The sequence below is a fragment of the Wandonia haliotis genome, assembly GCF_039523435.1.
GTDB classification, from domain to species: Bacteria; Bacteroidota; Bacteroidia; order Flavobacteriales_D; family Crocinitomicaceae; genus Wandonia; species Wandonia haliotis.
Genome location: NZ_BAAAFH010000007.1, coordinates 113,946 through 132,729, shown reverse-complemented (window position 1 = coordinate 132,729; position 18,784 = coordinate 113,946). Strand labels below are relative to the sequence as shown.

Annotated in this window: 16 protein-coding genes; 14 read left to right on the top strand and 2 right to left on the bottom strand. The window is 37.9% G+C overall.

What is annotated here, in order from left to right; genetic code table 11:
- The first annotated feature begins 14 nt into the window (after nt 1–14).
- The 9 genes from ABDZ97_RS06750 to ABDZ97_RS06710 all read left to right on the top strand — a co-directional run bounded on the left by ABDZ97_RS06750 (nt 15) and on the right by ABDZ97_RS06710 (nt 7,636).
- A complete protein-coding gene (locus tag ABDZ97_RS06750) occupies nt 15–329 on the top strand; it encodes a rhodanese-like domain-containing protein (RefSeq protein WP_343785829.1) in 315 nt (104 codons plus the stop codon).
- Nucleotides 330–339: 10 nt separating this feature from the next.
- On the top strand, nt 340–1,176 hold the full coding sequence (locus ABDZ97_RS06745; RefSeq protein WP_343785828.1) for a universal stress protein: 837 nt from the start codon (nt 340–342) through the stop codon (nt 1,174–1,176).
- A 19-nt stretch (nt 1,177–1,195) separates the two neighbouring features.
- Nucleotides 1,196–1,753: a YeeE/YedE family protein gene (locus ABDZ97_RS06740; RefSeq protein ID WP_343786351.1), complete on the top strand. Its 558-nt coding sequence runs from the start codon at nt 1,196–1,198 to the stop codon at nt 1,751–1,753.
- An 18-nt stretch (nt 1,754–1,771) separates the two neighbouring features.
- On the top strand, nt 1,772–2,185 hold the full coding sequence (locus ABDZ97_RS06735; protein ID WP_343785827.1) for a DUF6691 family protein: 414 nt from the start codon (nt 1,772–1,774) through the stop codon (nt 2,183–2,185).
- A 58-nt stretch (nt 2,186–2,243) separates the two neighbouring features.
- On the top strand, nt 2,244–2,678 hold the full coding sequence (locus tag ABDZ97_RS06730; RefSeq protein ID WP_343785826.1) for a DsrE family protein: 435 nt from the start codon (nt 2,244–2,246) through the stop codon (nt 2,676–2,678).
- 28 nt (nt 2,679–2,706) lie between these two features.
- Entirely contained in the window at nt 2,707–4,107 is a 1,401-nt protein-coding gene (locus tag ABDZ97_RS06725; protein ID WP_343785825.1) for an OprD family outer membrane porin, read from the top strand.
- Nucleotides 4,108–4,312: 205 nt separating this feature from the next.
- Nucleotides 4,313–6,373, top strand: coding sequence for a S9 family peptidase (locus ABDZ97_RS06720; protein WP_343785824.1), 2,061 nt, complete (start codon nt 4,313–4,315; stop codon nt 6,371–6,373).
- A 121-nt stretch (nt 6,374–6,494) separates the two neighbouring features.
- Nucleotides 6,495–7,073 (top strand): hypothetical protein, encoded by a 579-nt coding sequence (locus ABDZ97_RS06715; RefSeq protein WP_343785823.1) that lies wholly within the window; start codon nt 6,495–6,497, stop codon nt 7,071–7,073.
- Complete coding sequence (locus ABDZ97_RS06710; RefSeq protein ID WP_343785822.1) at nt 7,070–7,636, top strand: hypothetical protein; 567 nt, start codon at nt 7,070–7,072, stop codon at nt 7,634–7,636. The genes ABDZ97_RS06715 and ABDZ97_RS06710 overlap by 4 nt, the downstream gene beginning before the upstream one ends.
- Nucleotides 7,637–7,656: 20 nt before the next feature.
- Here the strand turns inward: ABDZ97_RS06710 and ABDZ97_RS06705 are convergent, their stop codons facing one another.
- Together ABDZ97_RS06705 and ABDZ97_RS06700 are read right to left on the bottom strand one after the other, a co-directional pair.
- The gene (locus tag ABDZ97_RS06705) at nt 7,657–8,193 is read right to left on the bottom strand and encodes a DinB family protein (RefSeq protein ID WP_343785821.1); all 537 of its coding nucleotides are present in this window, start codon (nt 8,191–8,193) and stop codon (nt 7,657–7,659) included.
- Nucleotides 8,194–8,250: 57 nt separating this feature from the next.
- Nucleotides 8,251–8,805 carry a Crp/Fnr family transcriptional regulator gene (locus ABDZ97_RS06700; RefSeq protein WP_343785820.1) on the bottom strand — a complete coding sequence of 185 codons (555 nt, stop codon included), beginning with the start codon at nt 8,803–8,805 and terminating at the stop codon, nt 8,251–8,253.
- A 282-nt stretch (nt 8,806–9,087) separates the two neighbouring features.
- Here ABDZ97_RS06700 and ABDZ97_RS06695 point away from each other — a divergent pair, with 282 nt between their 5' ends.
- The 5 genes from ABDZ97_RS06695 (at nt 9,088) to ABDZ97_RS06675 (ending at nt 18,777) form a co-directional block, all read left to right on the top strand.
- Nucleotides 9,088–9,552, top strand: a complete 465-nt coding sequence (locus ABDZ97_RS06695) for an HYC_CC_PP family protein (RefSeq protein WP_343785819.1) — start codon at nt 9,088–9,090, stop codon at nt 9,550–9,552.
- A gap of 73 nt (nt 9,553–9,625) precedes the next feature.
- A complete protein-coding gene (locus tag ABDZ97_RS06690) occupies nt 9,626–13,312 on the top strand; it encodes an efflux RND transporter permease subunit (RefSeq protein WP_343785818.1) in 3,687 nt (1,228 codons plus the stop codon).
- A complete protein-coding gene (locus ABDZ97_RS06685; protein ID WP_343785817.1) occupies nt 13,309–14,559 on the top strand; it encodes a TolC family protein in 1,251 nt (416 codons plus the stop codon). The genes ABDZ97_RS06690 and ABDZ97_RS06685 overlap by 4 nt, the downstream gene beginning before the upstream one ends.
- Nucleotides 14,560–14,572: 13 nt before the next feature.
- Nucleotides 14,573–17,050, top strand: a complete 2,478-nt coding sequence (locus ABDZ97_RS06680) for a heavy metal translocating P-type ATPase (RefSeq protein ID WP_343785816.1) — start codon at nt 14,573–14,575, stop codon at nt 17,048–17,050.
- Nucleotides 17,050–18,777 (top strand): efflux RND transporter periplasmic adaptor subunit, encoded by a 1,728-nt coding sequence (locus ABDZ97_RS06675; protein ID WP_343785815.1) that lies wholly within the window; start codon nt 17,050–17,052, stop codon nt 18,775–18,777. The genes ABDZ97_RS06680 and ABDZ97_RS06675 overlap by 1 nt, the downstream gene beginning before the upstream one ends.
- The last annotated feature ends 7 nt before the right edge of the window (nt 18,778–18,784 follow it).

Here is an 18,784-nt window from a genome sequence, read left to right as displayed (position 1 = left end):
AAACACAAAAGAAAATGGGACTATTTGATTTTTTTAAAGGGAAGTCCACTTCGAACGAGAAGTTGGCGGAGATCGTGAACAGCGGTGCCTTTTTGGTAGATGTAAGAACTCCGGGAGAATATAAAGGCGGAAGTGTAAAAGGTGCTGTAAATATTCCGCTGGATCGTATCAGTAAAGAGTTGGCGAAATTCAAAGGAAAAAAGAATATTGTTGTTTTTTGCCGTAGCGGGAACCGTAGCGGACAGGCAAAAATGATTCTGGAACGCAACGGTGTCGAAAACGTTTTTAACGGTGGAACAGTTAGCAAAGTAGCATCATTATTGAAATAAGTAAAAGAGTATGAGTGATAAACTGAAAATACTAATCCCGACGGATTTTTCGGTACAGGCGGATTATGCTTTCCTGATGGTCAAAAATCTGGAGAGAAAAGCAAATCTGGAAGTGACCTTTCTTCACGTACTGAATGTACCGGACACGGTTTCTATTGATGTAAATGGAATGATCGAAACCTGCGGTGAAATAGATAATGAGTATGTGATTTCTCAGAAAAACATCGCAGAACAGAAACTGAACAGTATAAAAATGATTCACGGGAACCATATTCATACAGCACTGGTGTATGGTAAAACGACCCATGAAATCATTGATTATGCCGAACAAAACCAGTTTGATCTTATTGTAATGGGAACAAAAGGTTTATCGGGATTACGGGAGCGGATTGCAGGAAGCGAAGCGCAGATTATTGCGAGAAAATCTTCTGTGCCTTTGTTGACATTAATGTGTGACCGATCGGATTTGGAAATTCAACATTTATTGTTGGTACACAACTTTAACGATACACACAAACAGGATCTTTCGTTGATGAAAAAGTTTTCGGTCATTTTTGGAGCCAAATTACATTTGCTACAAATCACCAATAAACCAATAGACAGTGTTCGGGGTGAAATAGAAGCCAATATGGAAAAATTTGCCCGGATTAACGAAGTCGAGGATTACGAAATGCATATTGTGAAGGATAGTGATATTGAGGCCGGAGTGATCCATTTTAACCAGATGAGTAATATGGACATCGTTTGCATCGGGACGCACGGTAAAGGCGGTTTCTTTCATACAAGTGCAGCAGAGAAACTGGTAAATCACATGTACAAACCAATTATCACATTTCATTTGAACTAAAAAAAATAACTAAAAAATGTTGGAATTTATTATGCAGCCATGGCCCTGGTGGTTTTCAGGGGTGGTGATTTCTTTTATCATGTTTATACTTCTGTTCTTTGGGAAATCATTCGGATTTTCGGCTAACCTGAGAACAATTTGTGCCATTGGTGGTGCAGGCAAAAAAGTGAAGTTTTTCGATTTTGACTGGAAAAAACAAGTCTGGAACCTGGTATTCCTGGTTGGAGCAATTATCGGTGGGTTTATTGCGAAAGAGTTTCTGAGTGACGGCGATTATGCTGTACAAATTTCTGAAGCAACTGTTCGCGACCTGGGTGCGTTGGGATTTGCAGCTCCTACTTCAATGCAACCCGGAGAACTGTTTAGTCTTACTTCTGCTTTTTCAGTAAAAGGATTCCTGATTCTTGCCATAGGTGGTTTACTGGTAGGATTTGGTGCACGTTATGCCGGAGGATGTACTTCCGGACATGCAATTAGCGGAATTTCAGATCTTCAGGTGCCATCCATGATAGCAGTGGTAGGTTTCTTTATTGGAGGGCTGGTCATGACCTTCGGGATATTTCCACTTATTTTCTAATTATACAATCACAAACACATGAAATTTATAAAGTTTTTACTGGCGGGGGTATTATTTGGTATCGTTATGACGAAATCAGAAGCTATATCCTGGTACCGTATTCAGGAGATGTTCCGCTTTCAGGCGTTCCATATGTATGGAATCATCGGGACAGCGGTCGTTCTTGGTGTCATCGGTGTTGCGCTGATCAAGAAGTTTAAAATGCGGGATGCTTCCGGAGATCCGATTGTTTTTCACCCAAAAGCAAAATCAATTCCACGGTACCTGATCGGGGGAATTATTTTTGGTCTGGGATGGGCACTTAGTGGTGCATGTCCGGGACCTATGGTCGTAAACATTGGTTATGGATTTTTGACCATGTTTATTGTACTTGTATTTGCAACAATAGGCACCTACCTGTATGGTGTACTACAGAAAAAATTGCCACATTAATTATACACGAAAATGGCGGTGCAATAGGTACTGCCATTTTTTGAATAAAAAAGAAAATATGAAAGTTGTATCAGTGATCCTGCTTATGGTTATGACCTTTCTTTCCGGTTGGTCCTATGGACAGAAGAAATCGGACGATGGAAGAAAGCACAAAATAGTTTTTCAATTTACAAACGGACAAGATTCTACCCAACAAAAAGCCTTTATTAAACAGCTGGATAATTTGTCTCAACACTGGCCAAAAGCCAGATTTCACGTAGTTGTGTATAACAAAGGGTTGGACTTGCTGTTACCGGAAAAATCAGTCGGCCTTACGCAACTCGAAGAACTGGCGAACCGGGGAATAACCTTTGTCGTTTGTGAAAATTCCATGAAACCCAGAAAACTTACCAAAGACCATTTTCCTGGTTTTGTTGGCTTTGTTCCTGCCGGAATAGCCGAAGTAATAAAGAAACAGGAGGAAGGATACAGTTATATCAAAGGAGGTTATTGATGATACACCTGTCTGAAAATTGAAAAGTATGAAAAGAGTAATTACAGCCCTTCTGATTCTCTTCGGAGCCACCAACCTGATTGCACAACATCACACGGATAGTTTACACACTTCCAGGCAGAGTGATACTACTATACGAAGGACACTAGGGAAAGATTTGAGGTTTGGTCATTTCGAGTTTCATACCCGCAGTTTTTTGATGGGAACCGTTAACAGGGGCGTGTTATCCGATTATAGTACCATGGCAGTAGGTGCCGGATTGGGGTATTACAGCCCTTCCTGGAAAGGTTTTCATGTGGGATTGAGTGGCTTTTTTGTCTTTCAGGTTTTTCAGGATAATATTTACGAAAAAGACCCGGTTACAGGAAAGTCAAATCGGTATGAAATCCTGATGTTTGATATCAATGATTATCACAATACACATGATCTGGACAGGCTGGAAGAATTGTTTATTTCATACGAAAACAAAGGGTTTACAGCCATTCTGGGAAGACAGAAGTTTGAATCACCTTTGCTCAACGGGCAGGATAACCGGATGCGTCCGAATGTATTTAGTGGTATTTCTTTGAATTATAAAGTGAAAAACTGGGAGTTTCTGGCAAACTGGTTCAATCAGGTTACGATACGGGGAACGGTGGACTGGTACTCGATTCAAAGTTCATTGGGAGTCTACTCAACCGGTCGGAATCCGTTAGAAAGCACAGAAAGTTATAAGGGAAATATCCATTCTTACGGAATTGGTGTGACCGGTGTAAAGCACCAGACCAAAAACTGGAAAAATCAAATCTGGAACTATAATGCCGACAATATCTTTAACACCACTTTTGCGCGTTCCGAATATGCATTTACAAAAAAGAACTGGAGGTTCCTGACGGGGATTGAAGGATTCTATGAAACTCCACTTAACAACGGGGGAAATGCAGATCAGACAAAAACCTACTTACTGAAAAATGAAAGAGCTTTTGGTGCAGGAGCGCGATTAGGCTTTAAGGTAAAAGGACACCAGTTGACATTTAATTATCTGGGGATTTCTAACATCGGTAGATTCCTTTTTCCAAGAGAATGGGGACGGGAGCAATTCTTTGCCAGTTTGCCACGCGAGAGATTTGAAGGCGCAGGAGACGTGAATGCCCTGACAGTAAAATACCGCTATACAATTCCGAAGAAAAACTTTTATGTTGAATTGGGAGCGAATTATACGGATAATATACAGTACACAGATATTGATCTGAATAAATACGGCCTTACATCCTATTATCATTTTACCGGAACACTGGATTATAAATTTAAAGGATACCTGGATGGTTTGGAGTTAAAATTTCTGGCAGTGCATAAGCGAGCTACAGATCCGGATAATCTGCCTGATAAGTACAGAATTAATAAGGTAGAGATGTGGAATCTCAATTTTGTTATTGATTACTGGTTCTGATACAATCAATAACTGCTTTTTTGAGAAGCCGGCAGGAAGTAATTCTGTCGGTTTTTTGTTTCCGGTAAGGAGACAGGTGGAAATGAGTTTTTCTTTGTAGATTTACCCACCAATTTGCACGAATATGAAGCTGTTAAAAATCACTTCCGCAGTATGCTGTCTTTCATTGATAGCGTGTTCGGAGTCAAAAGATGAAAAAAATACAATGAGTAAAGTAACCCCTCCTGTAGCGGAAAAAGTACCGTTTGAGTTGGAAAAACACGGTGATGTACGTGTGGATAATTATTACTGGCTGAACAATCGGGAAGACCAGAAGGTGATTGATTATTTGAATGCAGAGAATGCATACTATGAGGAAATGACTGCTCATACAAAGGCTTTTCAGGAAGACTTGTTTCAGGAAATGAAGAGTCGTATTAAAGAAGATGATGAGTCAGTTCCCTATTTTAAGAATGGGTATTATTACATTACTCGTTTCGAGAAAGGAAAGGATTATCCGATTTATTCAAGAAAGAAAGGAAGTCTGGACGCACCGGAAGAAATTTTGTTTGATTGTAATGAGATGGCTGAAGGACACAGCTATTTTAATCTGGGAGGTTTAAATGTCAGTCCGGATAATAATCTGGTCGCTTTCGGAGTGGATTATGTGAGCCGTCGTCAATATACAATTCAGGTGAAAAACCTGAAGACCGGAGAGATTTATCCTGAAAAAATTACAAATACAACCGGAGGATCATCGTGGGCAAATGACAATAAAACCTTGTTTTACACGCGAAATAATGAGGTTACTTTGCGTTCGGATAAAATTTATAAGCACAAGTTAGGAGAAAGTCCCGAGTCAGACCAGTTGGTGTATGAAGAAAAGGATGATACCTATAACACATTTGTATACAAGGAAAAATCACAGAAGTATTTGTTGATTGGTTCATCGAGTACGGTAAGTGATGAATATCGCTATCTGGATGCAAATAATCCGGACGGAGAATTTAAAATTTTACAAAAACGTGAGCGCGGACTGGAATATGGCGTGTCATATTATGACGGGAAGTTTTACATTGTAACGAATAAAGACAATGCAACCAACTTTAAATTGGTGACTTGCCCTGAAAATAAGACTTCTAAAGAAAACTGGACAGATCTTATTCCGCATCGTGAGGATGTATTATTGGAAGGAATTGATATTTTCAAGAATTATTTGGTCATCAGTGAGCGTTCAGGAGGTTTGAGTAAACTACGTATTCGTTCCTGGGATACGTCAACCGATTACTACTTGCCATTTGATAGCGAAACCTATACTGCATATACGACATCTAATGTTGAGTTTGATACAGATGTGGTACGTTTTGGTTATCAATCAATGACTACTCCGGCTTCTGTTATGGATTTCAACATGACGACACAGGAGAAAACCTTGTTGAAAGAGCAGGAAGTTCCGGGAGGTACATTTGACAAAAACAACTACGTTGAAGAACGTATTTGGGCAACAGCAGAGGATGGTACAAAAATTCCGATGTCAGTCGTGTATCGTAAGGGAATGGAAAAAAACGGTAAAAATCCTGTATTGCAATATGCGTATGGTTCGTATGGGTATACAATCGATCCGTACTTTTCTACGACGCGTTTGAGCTTACTGGACAGAGGATTCATTTTTGTTCTCGCTCACATCCGCGGAGGACAATACATGGGGCGTCAATGGTACGAAGATGGAAAAATGCTGAAAAAGATGAATACATTCACTGATTTTGTGGACTGTTCAAAACACCTGATAGCTGAAAAATACACTTCTGCGGAACATCTGTATGCTCAGGGTGGATCAGCCGGAGGACTATTAATGGGAGTTGTGATTAATATTGCTCCTGAATTGTATAATGGTGTGGTATCACAGGTCCCATTTGTGGATGTAGTAACAACAATGTTGGATGATTCTATTCCGTTGACTACAGGAGAATACGATGAGTGGGGGAATCCGAATGATAAGGAGTATTACGATTATATGCTGTCTTACTCTCCTTATGATAATGTAAAAGCACAGGCATACCCGAATATGTTGGTGACAACTGGACTGCACGATTCTCAGGTACAATACTGGGAGCCTGCAAAATGGGTTGCTAAATTACGCGACATGAAAACAGACGACAACCTGTTGTTTATGGATACAAACATGGATGCAGGGCACGGTGGTGCTTCCGGACGTTTTGAGTCATTAAAAGAAACGGCTAAAGTTTATAGTTTCCTTTTGGATCTGGAAGGAAAGATAAAAAAGTAAAAAACAGTAGAGATACTATAAGTAAAATCCTCTTTCAGTTTTTGGAAGGGGATTTTTTTATTTTTAGAAGTAGAGTTAAAATTAATTAGTTTTATTATTTGTAACATACATACTAACATAGATGAACAATTATTTGCTGGTCATGCTATTAACCTGTCTTTTTTCAGGATGTTCAACACAAGAAAGAGAAACTGGGCATTCGACTGAGATTACCACTAATGTTGGGGAGCAATTGGTTTTGGACAACGAGAGTGAATATGCGATGTGGTTAAAAAAAATGCATAGAGATTCTGTAGAGATAAATAATAGCGGTGTATATGGTTCTCAAACACTAAAGCATCTCAAAACAATAAACGATTCTGTTAGTTACTGTATTTATGAAGTGAATGATTTTGTCTGTAGTTGTGTCTATCTGGAGGTGTTCGTAGCAAAAAAAGAAGTTGAGAAAGAACAAATAGGGATAGGTTGTGATCAGGATATGGCAAACCCGGATTTCTATTGGATGGATTATGAAATACTGGATGATGGATTTGTAAAGGTTACAAGTACGCGTGAGTTTGTTGCAGACTCTTTATTAACAGAAGAGGGAGTGTTTCCCAAGGAAACGAACTTCGAGGATTATATACCTCAAAAAGAAACGAAAAGCTGGTTTGTAAAAGTTGATGAATCGGGAAATGTCCAGAAAATAGATAAAATATGACTTATAATACATGTAAGATGAGCGTACAGCGTTTTAGAAGAAAGTGGTTAATAGTGACGATCATTTTTCTTTATAGTGTGCATCAGGGATATACTCAGGAGTTTCCTCAAAGTTGGGAAGGTGAATGGAAAGGAGAAATGAATATCTACAATTCCAAATCCGTTGATCCGGTAATGAACCTTCAAATGGAACTGAAAGTTGAGCCCATTACCGATTCGGCATGGAGCTGGACTATTGTATATATCACGGCTGATAAACCGGATATGAGAGCTTATGAATTACAGGCCACAGACGATCCGAATAAATGGATCATTGACGAGAAAAACGGCATTCAATTACCCCAGACATATATTGGAAATCGCTTAACCAGTTCTTTTTCGCTTGAGAATACATTGCTGGTTGCCTCATATTGGCTGGAAGACAGCGAAATGAACATTGAGATAATTGTAACAAACCTGGAGCCGGAGTCCGAAACAGGGTTAGGAAATGATACTTCTCCTATTGTTGGAAATCATCCGGTAAACAGTTACCAAAGGGCAATTCTGAAGAAAGTCAGCGAGTGATCCGCATCAGTATCCATCAATTATTTTCCGTTGTTATTTGAATCCTGATTAAGGAGTTGTTCAATTTGTTTTTGATGATGCAAAGGGTGATAGGACATCAGGTAAAACATTTCCCGGATCGTTACTAATCCAAGTAACGGATGAGGTAATGTCAGTGTGTCCAGTTCTTCCTCAGAATAAGTATCTACTATTTGCTGAATCTGATTCAGGTTTTCGTGAATGTCTGAAATGATTTTCTCTTTTTGCGAATAGGAGACTTCCGTTTCTGGTAAAAAGGGTTCGGGAGCTTTCAAACTGGTGTTTAAATAGTTTTCCATAACAGTAGAGTAATCCCAGGTAGGTCGGTTGATCTCCCCGAACTTTTCCCGTATCACAACTTTTGACGCCAAGACCTTTGGGAAAGGAGTTATGGTCAGTAAAATATGTTGTAACTGCTGCCCGGTTGTCCATTTTCCGGGAGAATGGTAGTTAAACTTCTGAGAGGGAAGATGATCAATATAGTGAATGATCTGTAGGTGATTCTGTGTGAAATCTTTGAGTAATTCCTGCTTTGTCATAGAATTTATTTTTCTACAAAGAACAAGAATAGGAGAGAGTAAAACAATGAACCCGGGTTAAGTAATTTGTCGCCGGATTCGACTCAATGCCTGCGGTGTTATTCCAATATATGACGCTAAATATTTCAGCGGAACCTGTTGTATAAATTCAGGTTTGTTCTTTAAAAGATAAAGGTACATTTCTCTGGGAGCTGTTTGTAAAAGCTGAATTTCACGAAGCGCTTTCGCACGAAGTTGTTCTTCTAAAAAGACCTTTTGTGTTGTACTACAAAGTTTTGATTCCAAAAAAAGCCGGCGTACTTCGCGCATATCTACATACCATAAAACACCCTTGCTAATAGGCTGGTACGTAAATTGACGTTCTATCTCATTATCAGCCTTTGCTGTAAAAATATCTCCCTCCAAATAAAAATCAATAGAAATCGATTGTTCCGGGTCTGCTTCTTCCGGAGTAATTAATTTTCGGATCGTTCCTTTTTCTAAAAAACAAAGAATATCTGCAGGTAAAATTGTCTTCTTTGTAAAGTGTAGTACGGTCAGTTTATTCCATATTTCGCCATAGGTGTCGATCGGGTATTTTTTTGAGAAAATATGTTTATCAGGTGTGTCCAAAACCGCTTATTTACGTTCGTATTCTGTTAAAGGTATAGCCTTAATTCTTCAAATATAAAAGAACCGGGTTAATAAGCTGTCATAGAGAGCTTTTTATGAATAATGGAGTTGTTGAACGATTGAAGAGTTTTTGAGGGAGATTTTTGCAAATTGCAAAATGTTGTTGAGTAGCGTAAAAGGAATTTAAAAGCTAGTATAAATGAAGGGCGTGTGCAAGGAGTCAAATTTAATTGGATCGTAAAAATAAATCTATTATCTTTACGTTATACCAGAGTGTAAAACATGAAAGTAAGTTTCAGACATAGAATTTCAGCTGTATTTCTGGCTATACTGATGTTGAGTTCATCAATAGGGGTATCTATGGATGTACATTTCTGTGGTGGAGAACTTAAAAGTTTCAATTTCTTTGGAGAAGCTGACGCGTGTGAAATGCAGGAACCAAAGAAAGATTACAATCGTTCCTGTTGTGATTCTGAACAGATAAAGGAAAATCAACAATGTGAGCATAGTTCAGAGTTGCAAAATAATTGCTGTCATAATGAAACGTTTAGTATTGATGTTTCTGATTCTTTTGAAGTAGACTATTTTACACTTAATTTAAGTCAGTCTCCGGTCTATATTCCACTAAACTGTCATTTTCAGCTCACTTTTTCGGAGATAAAAAGTGAATTAAATTATTTCCATTATTATCATCCTCCTCCAATAGATCAGGATATTCAGGTTCTGTATCAAGTATTCCGAATTTGATTTTATTTTTTTGATAGTGCTCAACATCTAATAGGTGTATGGGCTTTTTGTGTTTGTCAAAAAAATTAAAGTCATGTTAAATAGAATCATAAAATTTTTCCTTGACAATAAACTGGTAGCGTGGATTCTACTTGGTTTATTTGTCATCTGGGGGGTGGTTACAGCACCTTTTAATTACGAATCTGATTGGTTACCAAGAGATCCCGTTTCTGTGGACGCTATTCCTGATATTGGTGAGAATCAACAAATAGTTTTTACTGAATGGATGGGGCGTTCGCCTCAGGATGTGGAGGATCAGATCACCTATCCTTTAACTTCTGCATTATTGGGAATTCCGGGCGTAAAAAGCGTACGGAGTAATTCAATGTTTGGATTTTCAAGTATTTATTTAATTTTTGAAGAGGACATTGAATTCTACTGGAGTAGAAGTCGAATACTCGAAAAATTAAATTCTTTGCCTGCGAATTTGCTTCCGGATGGGGTACAGCCTTCTTTAGGACCGGATGCAACGGCGCTCGGACAGATTTATTGGTACACTCTGGAAGGTAGGGATGAAAAAGGTAATCCAACTGGTGGCTGGGATTTACATGAACTAAGAAGTATTCAGGATTTCTATATAAAGAATGCTTTACAGTCTTCAGGCGGAGTAGCAGAAGTAGCGTCAATAGGAGGTTTCGTTCAGGAATATCAAATTGATGTTGATCCGGATAAAATGAAAGCGTTTAATGTAAACTTAGCGCAAGTAATGAAGGCTGCCAAAGAAAGTAATCTGGATATAGGGGCACAAACGTTAGAGATAAATTTGACTGAGTATTTTGTTAGGGGGCTTGGTTATGTTAAATCCCTGAGTGATATAGAAGAAGCAGTCGTAAAAGTTTCTGAAAATGTACCTATTCGTATAAAAGATATTGCGGTTGTGCATCTTGGTCCAAAAGCAAGAAGGGGGATTCTTGATAAGTCCGGAGCTCCAGCCGTTGGAGGTGTTGTAGTGGCAAGATACGGAGCCAATCCCTTAGAAGTAATCAATAACGTAAAATTAAAAATTCAAGAAATTGAGAATGGTTTACCATCTAAAACATTAGCAGACGGGACACAATCTAAAGTTTCTATCGTGCCTTTTTATGATAGGACACAATTAATCAATGAAACAATAGGAACACTTGAAGAGGCACTCACACTGGAGGTTTTAATCACAATAATAGTGGTCATCCTAATGCTTCTGAATCTGAAGTCTTCACTATTGATTTCTGCTTCACTCCCTGTCGCAGTCCTCATGTGTTTTATTGCGATGCGCTATACAGGAATTGATGCGAATATAGTTGCGTTATCCGGGATTGCAATTGCAGTGGGAACGATGGTTGATATGGGAATTGTATTGACAGAGAGTATGATCGCTCAGATGAAAGTAGCACCACCGGGTCAACCGATCAAGAGAACCGTTTATCTGGCGACAACGGATGTTGCTTCTGCCGTGATAACAGCCGTAGCGACTACAATCGTTAGTTTTTTACCGGTTTTCACTATGGAAGCTGCCGAAGGAAAGTTATTTCGCCCCTTAGCCTTTACAAAGTCTTTTGCCCTGATCGCTTCAATCGTTCTTGCAATAACGATATTACCGGCACTTGCAACTAAATTATTTAGTTTTAAAAGCAAAGGGAAAGTAGCGAAATATTTCACAAACGGAGGACTAATTCTGCTTTCAATTCTATTACTTTTTACATCGTATTCATTCATCGGTTTTTTTGGATTACTCTTAGGGGTAGGAGGTATAGTTACAACTTATATGAAAGATAAAAAATCGGAAGTATGGAATATCCGGTTTGAGTATTGGAAAAATATCATGTACGCTCTACTTGTAGCATGGTTACTGTCCAAAATATGGATGCCACTTGGAGTGTCAAAAAGTGAATTACTGAACTTCCTATTTGTTGTCACCATCATCGGCGTGCTGATTGGTACTTTCTATCTGGTTATACATTATTACGAACGAATTTTAAGATTTTTAATAAAAATCAGGTTGATATTCATTGGTCTGTTGATTCTATTACTTTTTGCCGGGTATTCTATATTTAAGAATACAGGTCAGGAATTCATGCCATCCTTAAATGAAGGGTCGTTTTTGTTAATGCCAACTTCAATGCCCCATGCGGGAATGGAAATGAATGAAGCCAATTTAAGACTCCTCGATATGTCTGTTAATTCAATTCCTGAAGTTGACGGAGTTGTGGGGAAAGCAGGAAGAGTTGAAAGTTCACTTGATCCTGCCCCGATGTCCATGTATGAAAATATCATTTCTTATAAATCAGAGTACCGATTAAATGAGAATGGGCAGAAAATTCGATTTAAAGTTGATGGAGACAGAAATTATGTCATGGACGAAAATAATGCCTTAATACCTGATGAGAACGGTCAATATTTCAGACAATGGAGAGATCATATACAGTCACCGGATGATATTTGGAATGAGATAGTAGAAGCAACCAAATTACCCGGTATAACTTCTGCCCCGAAACTACAGCCTATTGAGACCAGACTGGTTATGCTTCAAACCGGAATGCGCGCTCCAATGGGTATAAAAGTTAAGGGAAATGATTTGAAAACCATTGAAGCATTTGGATTAAAGTTGGAAATGTTTCTGAAAGAGGTTGAAGGTGTAAAAACGCCTGCCGTTTTTGCAGAGAGAATTGTCGGAAAACCATACCTTATGTTGGATATAAATCGTGAGGTTATCAGCAAACATGGTTTAAGTATTCAGGAAGTACAAAATCAAATTCAGGTGGCAATTGGTGGGATGGTTATGACATCCACAGTTGAGGGACGTGAGAGGTATGGAATTCGGGTTCGCTATCCCATGGAACTCAGAAATGATCCTGATAAAATTAAAGACATTTATGTTAGTACATCTAATGGCGCACAAGTCCCTTTAGGAGATTTGGTTGAAATCAAATATGAACAGGGACCGCAATCTATTAAAAGTGAAGATGGATTTCTTATTGGGTATGTTTTATTTGACAAAGAAGATGGCTATTCTGAAGTGGAGTTAGTAAATAAAGCGCAAAACTACCTGAACGAAAAAATAGAATCCGGTGTTTTGGAAGTTCCCAATGGGATTACGTATCAATTTGCCGGAAATTATGAACAGCAGCTCCGAGCAAACAAACGCTTAGGTATTGTCATCCCGATAGCACTTATTCTCATCTTCCTGATTCTTTATTTTCAATTCAAATCAGTAATTACATCATTATTTGTCTTTTCAGGTGTATTTGTAGCTTTCTCCGGAGGGTTTATTATGATTTGGTTATATGGTCAGGATTGGTTCATGAATGTTGAGTTTTTTGGAACCAATATGAGGGATTTATTCCAGATGGATACGATAAACTTAAGTGTTGCTGTTTGGGTAGGTTTCTTAGCGTTATTTGGTATTGCAACAGATGATGGTGTTTTAGTTGCAACATTCCTCAAGGATAGTTTCAAGGGAAATAATCCAAAAAACCGCAAAGAAATCGAAGATGCTGTAATTGAAGGAGGTTTGCGAAGAGTCAGACCTGCAATGATGACTACGGCAACTACAATTTTGGCACTCCTTCCTGTGTTGACTTCTACGGGAAAAGGAGCAGATATTATGTTACCCATGGCTATCCCTTCTTTTGGAGGAATGGTATTAAACATGATTACAATGTTTACAGTACCAGTGCTTTACTATACATGGAAAGCAGGTGAATTTAGTTGGAAGAATAAACAAAATCGATTTAAATTATGAAGAATATAAAAAATAGATACAAAATGGTTCTGACATGTCTGTTTATTCTGGGTATTCAGCTAGTTTCTACTGCACAATCTTTGGACTCTTTGTTTCAATTAGCAGTTGAAAATAATACGGAATTAAAGGCATTGGAATTAGAATACCAGGCTATTCTAATTCGGCAGGATCAAGTGAGCCAGTTACCCAATCCTCAATTAGGTATTGGCGCACCAATTTTACGTCCTGAAACACGATTAGGACCGCAAGTTATGATGGTGAGTGCATCACAAATGTTTCCCTGGTTTGGATCATTTAAAGCAAAGAAGGAGGTAGTAATTCAAATGTCCAAAGCCAAATATGAAGAATTATCTGCTATTAAACTGGAGTTGTTCTTTCGAATTAAAACAGCGTATTATCAATTGGTTTTCTTGTCTCAAAAAGAAAAGTTGTTCTCAGAAACAGTAACCAATTATAGGGCGTTAGAAACAATTGCTTTAGCAAAGGTTGAGTCGGGGCAATCCTCATTGGCAGATGTGTTACGAATTCAAACTAAAATTGATGAATACATAGTTTTGCTGGAGCAAATAAATATCGAAAAAACGGACTTGTACGCTCAAATTAATAATGTCACGAATCAACCTTTAGCTAACAAAATCCTAATTCAGGATAGTATGGACTATGAGTTAATTAACTACGATTTGGGGCAGTTCAGGTCAAAGATAGAAAATCATCACCCACTAATCAATAAGTTAGACTTTCAGATTGCAGCTTCAAACAGTAAGATTGCCGTCAATAAAAAAAACAACCAGCCTGGCTTGGGAATTGGTTTAGATTACAATCTTGTTAATCCAAGAGTAGACGCTACTCCAATGAACAATGGAAGGGATATTTTAGTGCCAAAAGTTATGGTGAGTATTCCGATCTATCGAAAAAGTTACACTAGTGTTTTTAAAGAGGAGAAACTGAATCAGGAAGCATTAAACTATAAAAAAGAAAGTATAACCGATCAAATGATCAGTACGATTATTTCTTACAAATCAGCGTATGACAATGCTCAATTGACGTACGATCTGTCCAGAACACAATTGGAGAAAATTTCAAGTGCCTACAAAATTCTGGAAGCAAGTTACAGTGCTGATGGAAAGAAAATTGAAGAGTTACTATCAACACAGAATGAACTGATAAACCTCAAACTGAAATTAGATTTCAGTAGATTAAATATGGCCGTTTCTAAAGCCAAAATTGAACGACTAACGGATTATTAATCAATATAAAAAAATGAAACATACTTATAAAATATCAGGAATGACTTGTAATGGATGCAAAAGCCATGTAGAGGAAACCCTTAAATCACATGATGCAATACGTGAGGTAAATATTGATCTTTCAACTGGAAAAGCCGAAATAACTTTTACCAACCACATAAAGCTTGAGGAGTTAAAGGCCTTATTTGAAGGCTCGGACTATATGATTCATTCTCTTGATGAACATATACAACCAAAGGCTAAAGCTAAAGCCGTTGAAGGAGTCAGCTATTATTGTCCAATGCATTGCGAAGGGGATAAGACCTATGATAAGCCAAGAGATTGTCCCGTTTGTGGAATGGATTTAGTTCCTGAAGCAAAAATCAATTCAAGCGCTGAAAAATATACATGTCCTATGCATCCCGAGGTCGTCAAAGATGAAATGGGGTCTTGTCCAAAATGTGGAATGGATTTGGTTCCTATGGAAGCTGATGTAAGTGCTGAGGAAAAACAGTATAAGTCCTTACTTAAAAAGTTTTGGATTGCCGTAGCTTTTACATTTCCTATTTTCTTAATCGCCATGTCAGAAATGATTCCAAATAATCCGCTTTATGACATATTGGATGTAAAATATTGGAACTGGATTCAATTATTTTTATCGATACCAGTGGTCTTTTATGCTACCTGGATGTTTTTCAGACGAGCATACAGTTCTATTCGAACAATGAATTTAAATATGTTCACTTTGATTGGAATTGGGGCTGGTGCTGCCTGGTTGTTTAGTTTAGGAGCCATTTTGTTCCCTTCAATTTTCCCCGAAGATTTTAAGACACATTCAGGAACAGTTCATGTTTATTTTGAAGCTGCAACAGTTATTTTGACATTGGTACTATTAGGACAACTGCTAGAGGCTAGGGCTCATAGTAAAACAAACAATGCAGTAAAGGAGTTATTGAAGTTAGCTCCAAATAAGGCAATAAAAATTGTGAATGGTGAAGAGCAAGAAATTTCTATTGATGAAATTGAAGTAGGTGATCTATTGCGCGTTAAACCAGGTGATAAGATTCCTGTTGACGGTAAAATAACAGAGGGTGAAAGCTCTATTGATGAATCTATGATTACAGGAGAACCTATCCCTGTGGATAAATCAAAAGGGGATGATGTGACTTCGGGAACAATTAATGGTAATCAATCTTTTGTAATGAGAGCAGAAAAAATTGGTTCCGATACACTTTTGTCTCAGATTATTCACATGGTGAATGACGCAAGTAGAAGTAGAGCTCCTATTCAAAAATTAGCCGATAAAATATCAGGTTATTTTGTTCCTGCCGTGATTCTAGTTTCTGTTTTAACATTTATTGCCTGGTACATTTTCGGTCCATCTCCCCAATTGGTATTTGCTTTTGTCAATGCGATTGCTGTTTTGATTATTGCTTGCCCCTGTGCTTTGGGATTAGCTACTCCTATGTCTGTTATGGTTGGAGTTGGAAAAGGAGCGCAGGAAGGTGTTCTGATTAAAAATGCGGAATCTCTGGAAAAAATGAATAAAGTTGATGTTTTAATCATTGATAAAACGGGAACAGTAACAGAAGGAAAACCATCAGTGGAACGAATTGTATCACTATCAGAATTTAGCACTGAAGAATTAGCAGTCATAGTCGCCTCAGTTAACAATCAAAGTGAACACCCATTAGCGGAGGCAACTGTTCAGTTTGCTAAAAATAAAGGATTGGAGCTTAAGAGAATTAATTCTTTTAGTTCAATAACTGGTAAAGGTGTTGAGGCAGAGATAGATGGGGAAAGGGTTTTAGTAGGTAATGAGAAACTGATGACAGACAGAAAAGTCCAACTTTCATCAGAAGTCAATTATGAATCACAAAACGTTAAATCAAAAGGAAAAACAGTTCCTTATATCGCCATTGGGGATAAGGTAGTTGGTTTTGTGGTAATTTCCGATGCGATAAAGGAGACAAGTAAAAATGCGATTCATCAATTGCAAGAAATGGGTATAGAAGTAATTATGATGACTGGAGACAACTACCATACTGCCAAAGCTGTTGCTGAAGAGTTAAAGCTGGACAACTTTGTTGCAGACTGTTTACCTGAAGATAAGTTGAATAAAGTAAAAGAATTACAAAGCAAAGGGAAAATAGTAGCTATGGCAGGTGATGGGATAAATGATGCGCCTGCTTTAGCACTTGCAAATGTTGGTGTCGCCATGGGAACAGGCACTGATGTTGCGATTGAAAGTTCTGAAATTACACTTGTAAAAGGAGATCTTCATGGTATTGTAAAAGCAAGAAATTTAAGCCATAAAGTGATGCGCAACATTAAGCAAAACTTATTCTTTGCTCTCGCTTATAATACACTTGGAATTCCAATAGCAGCAGGATTGTTATATCCGATATTCGGGATATTATTATCACCCATGATAGCAGCCCTGGCCATGAGCTTCAGTTCAGTTTCTGTTATTGCAAATGCACTAAGACTAAGAACTCAAAACATAAAATAATGAAAAAGTATATAATTTACATAGGGTTCCTGTTGCTTGGGTTAGTGATAGGTTGGATTGTCTTCAAGGGTAAATCTGCTCCGGAAGGAGAGAATACCGAGCACAATCATGTTGAACATACGGAGCAAATTTGGACGTGTTCCATGCACCCACAAATTCGTCAGCCAGAGCCCGGCGATTGTCCGATTTGTGGAATGGATTTGATTCCGCTTGAAGAAAACGCAAATGAAAACCCTTTGGTATTCACAATGTCTGATAATGCCGTTAAAATTGCTAATATTCAGACAACTGTACTCGGGGGATCTGTAAATTCAGAAAACGGGATAGTGATATCTGGAAAAATAAAATCAGATGAAACGGTCTCCTCAAGTATTGTAACGCATGTTGCTGGTAGAATAGAGAAGTTGTATATTTCATATACGGGGCAATCTGTTTCTCAAGGACAGAAAGTTGCTGATATCTATTCCCCACAATTGATTGCTGCTCAAAAAGAATTAATTGAAGCAAACAAAGTAAAATCAACCAATTCAACTCTTTATCAGGCGGCCTATAATAAGCTCAAAAACTGGAAATTAAACGATAAGCAAATCCAATCTATTCTCGACAGTGAAACGATCATTGAAACCTTTGCTATTTATGCTCAATTTTCAGGTGTAGTTAAAACGAAAAAAGTCTCGGTAGGTGATTACCTTAAAGAGGGAGGAGTTTTATTTGATATACAAAGCCTATCAAAAGTATGGGCGGTATTTGATGCCTATGAAACGGATATTGCCAATATTAATGTTGGTGATCCGATTGTCTTTACTACGACAAGTTATCCCGATGAACAATTCACGGCAAAAATTAATTTCATAGACCCCTTAATCAATCCATCCACAAGGACTGTCTCGGTAAGGGCAAATGTTCAAAATTTGAATTCAAAGCTGAAACCAGATATGTTTATCAATGGGAGGATTGAACGCACTCCCAATCAAAAGTCTACATTACTGGTTCCAAAGTCTGCGGTTTTGTGGACGGGAAAACGTTCGGTAGTTTACTTAAAGCTACCAAACGAAGCTGTGCCCTCGTTTGAATATAAGAATATTGAGATAGGTGAAACAATAGGCGATTCATATATTGTCATTTCAGGACTCAAACCAGGTGATGAAGTTGTAACAAATGGAGCATTTGTAATAGATGCATCTGCCCAGTTGAATAACCAGGCGAGTATGATGAATCAAAATTTAATTAGCTCAGAGATTGATACGGAAATAATAGATCTGCCCGATTATAAGAGTGAAACAAATGAAGAATTTAAACGTCAATTGAATCATTTGCTTTCAAGTTACTACACGCTTAAAGATGCGTTAGTAGAGGACAATGCTAAAGAAGCGAAAGAAAAAGCTAATCATCTTATACAATCGTTGGACAAGATAGATATGAAATTGCTTAAGGGCGATGCTCACTTGTATTGGATGGTCCAACAACAAATTATTCAGGAAAATGGTAAAAAACTAGCTAATACAGATGAGATTCAAGAGCAAAGAGACTTTTTCAATAAGATCTCGAATGCAATGATAAGTAGTATTAAAGCATTTGGTACAACTACTGTTGTATATGAGCAGTTTTGTCCAATGGCAAAAGACAATAAAGGTGCATTTTGGCTCAGTGCATCTTCTGAAATTTTAAACCCATATTTCGGGGCAACCATGTTGAATTGTGGTGAAATAAAAAATGAAATAAAGTAGAACATAT

What these genes read in the sequence shown, in the direction of transcription:
- ABDZ97_RS06750 (WP_343785829.1), top strand. Translation starts at nt 15, where the DNA reads ATGGGACTATTTGATTTTTTTAAAGGGAAGTCCACTTCGAACGAGAAG.
- ABDZ97_RS06745 (WP_343785828.1), top strand. Translation starts at nt 340, where the DNA reads ATGAGTGATAAACTGAAAATACTAATCCCGACGGATTTTTCGGTACAG.
- ABDZ97_RS06735 (WP_343785827.1), top strand. Translation starts at nt 1,772, where the DNA reads ATGAAATTTATAAAGTTTTTACTGGCGGGGGTATTATTTGGTATCGTT.
- ABDZ97_RS06730 (WP_343785826.1), top strand. Translation starts at nt 2,244, where the DNA reads ATGAAAGTTGTATCAGTGATCCTGCTTATGGTTATGACCTTTCTTTCC.
- ABDZ97_RS06725 (WP_343785825.1), top strand. Translation starts at nt 2,707, where the DNA reads ATGAAAAGAGTAATTACAGCCCTTCTGATTCTCTTCGGAGCCACCAAC.
- ABDZ97_RS06720 (WP_343785824.1), top strand. Translation starts at nt 4,313, where the DNA reads ATGAGTAAAGTAACCCCTCCTGTAGCGGAAAAAGTACCGTTTGAGTTG.
- ABDZ97_RS06715 (WP_343785823.1), top strand. Translation starts at nt 6,495, where the DNA reads ATGAACAATTATTTGCTGGTCATGCTATTAACCTGTCTTTTTTCAGGA.
- ABDZ97_RS06710 (WP_343785822.1), top strand. Translation starts at nt 7,070, where the DNA reads ATGACTTATAATACATGTAAGATGAGCGTACAGCGTTTTAGAAGAAAG.
- ABDZ97_RS06705 (WP_343785821.1), bottom strand. Translation starts at nt 8,193, where the DNA reads ATGACAAAGCAGGAATTACTCAAAGATTTCACACAGAATCACCTACAG.
- ABDZ97_RS06695 (WP_343785819.1), top strand. Translation starts at nt 9,088, where the DNA reads ATGAAAGTAAGTTTCAGACATAGAATTTCAGCTGTATTTCTGGCTATA.
- ABDZ97_RS06690 (WP_343785818.1), top strand. Translation starts at nt 9,626, where the DNA reads ATGTTAAATAGAATCATAAAATTTTTCCTTGACAATAAACTGGTAGCG.
- ABDZ97_RS06685 (WP_343785817.1), top strand. Translation starts at nt 13,309, where the DNA reads ATGAAGAATATAAAAAATAGATACAAAATGGTTCTGACATGTCTGTTT.
- ABDZ97_RS06680 (WP_343785816.1), top strand. Translation starts at nt 14,573, where the DNA reads ATGAAACATACTTATAAAATATCAGGAATGACTTGTAATGGATGCAAA.
- ABDZ97_RS06675 (WP_343785815.1), top strand. Translation starts at nt 17,050, where the DNA reads ATGAAAAAGTATATAATTTACATAGGGTTCCTGTTGCTTGGGTTAGTG.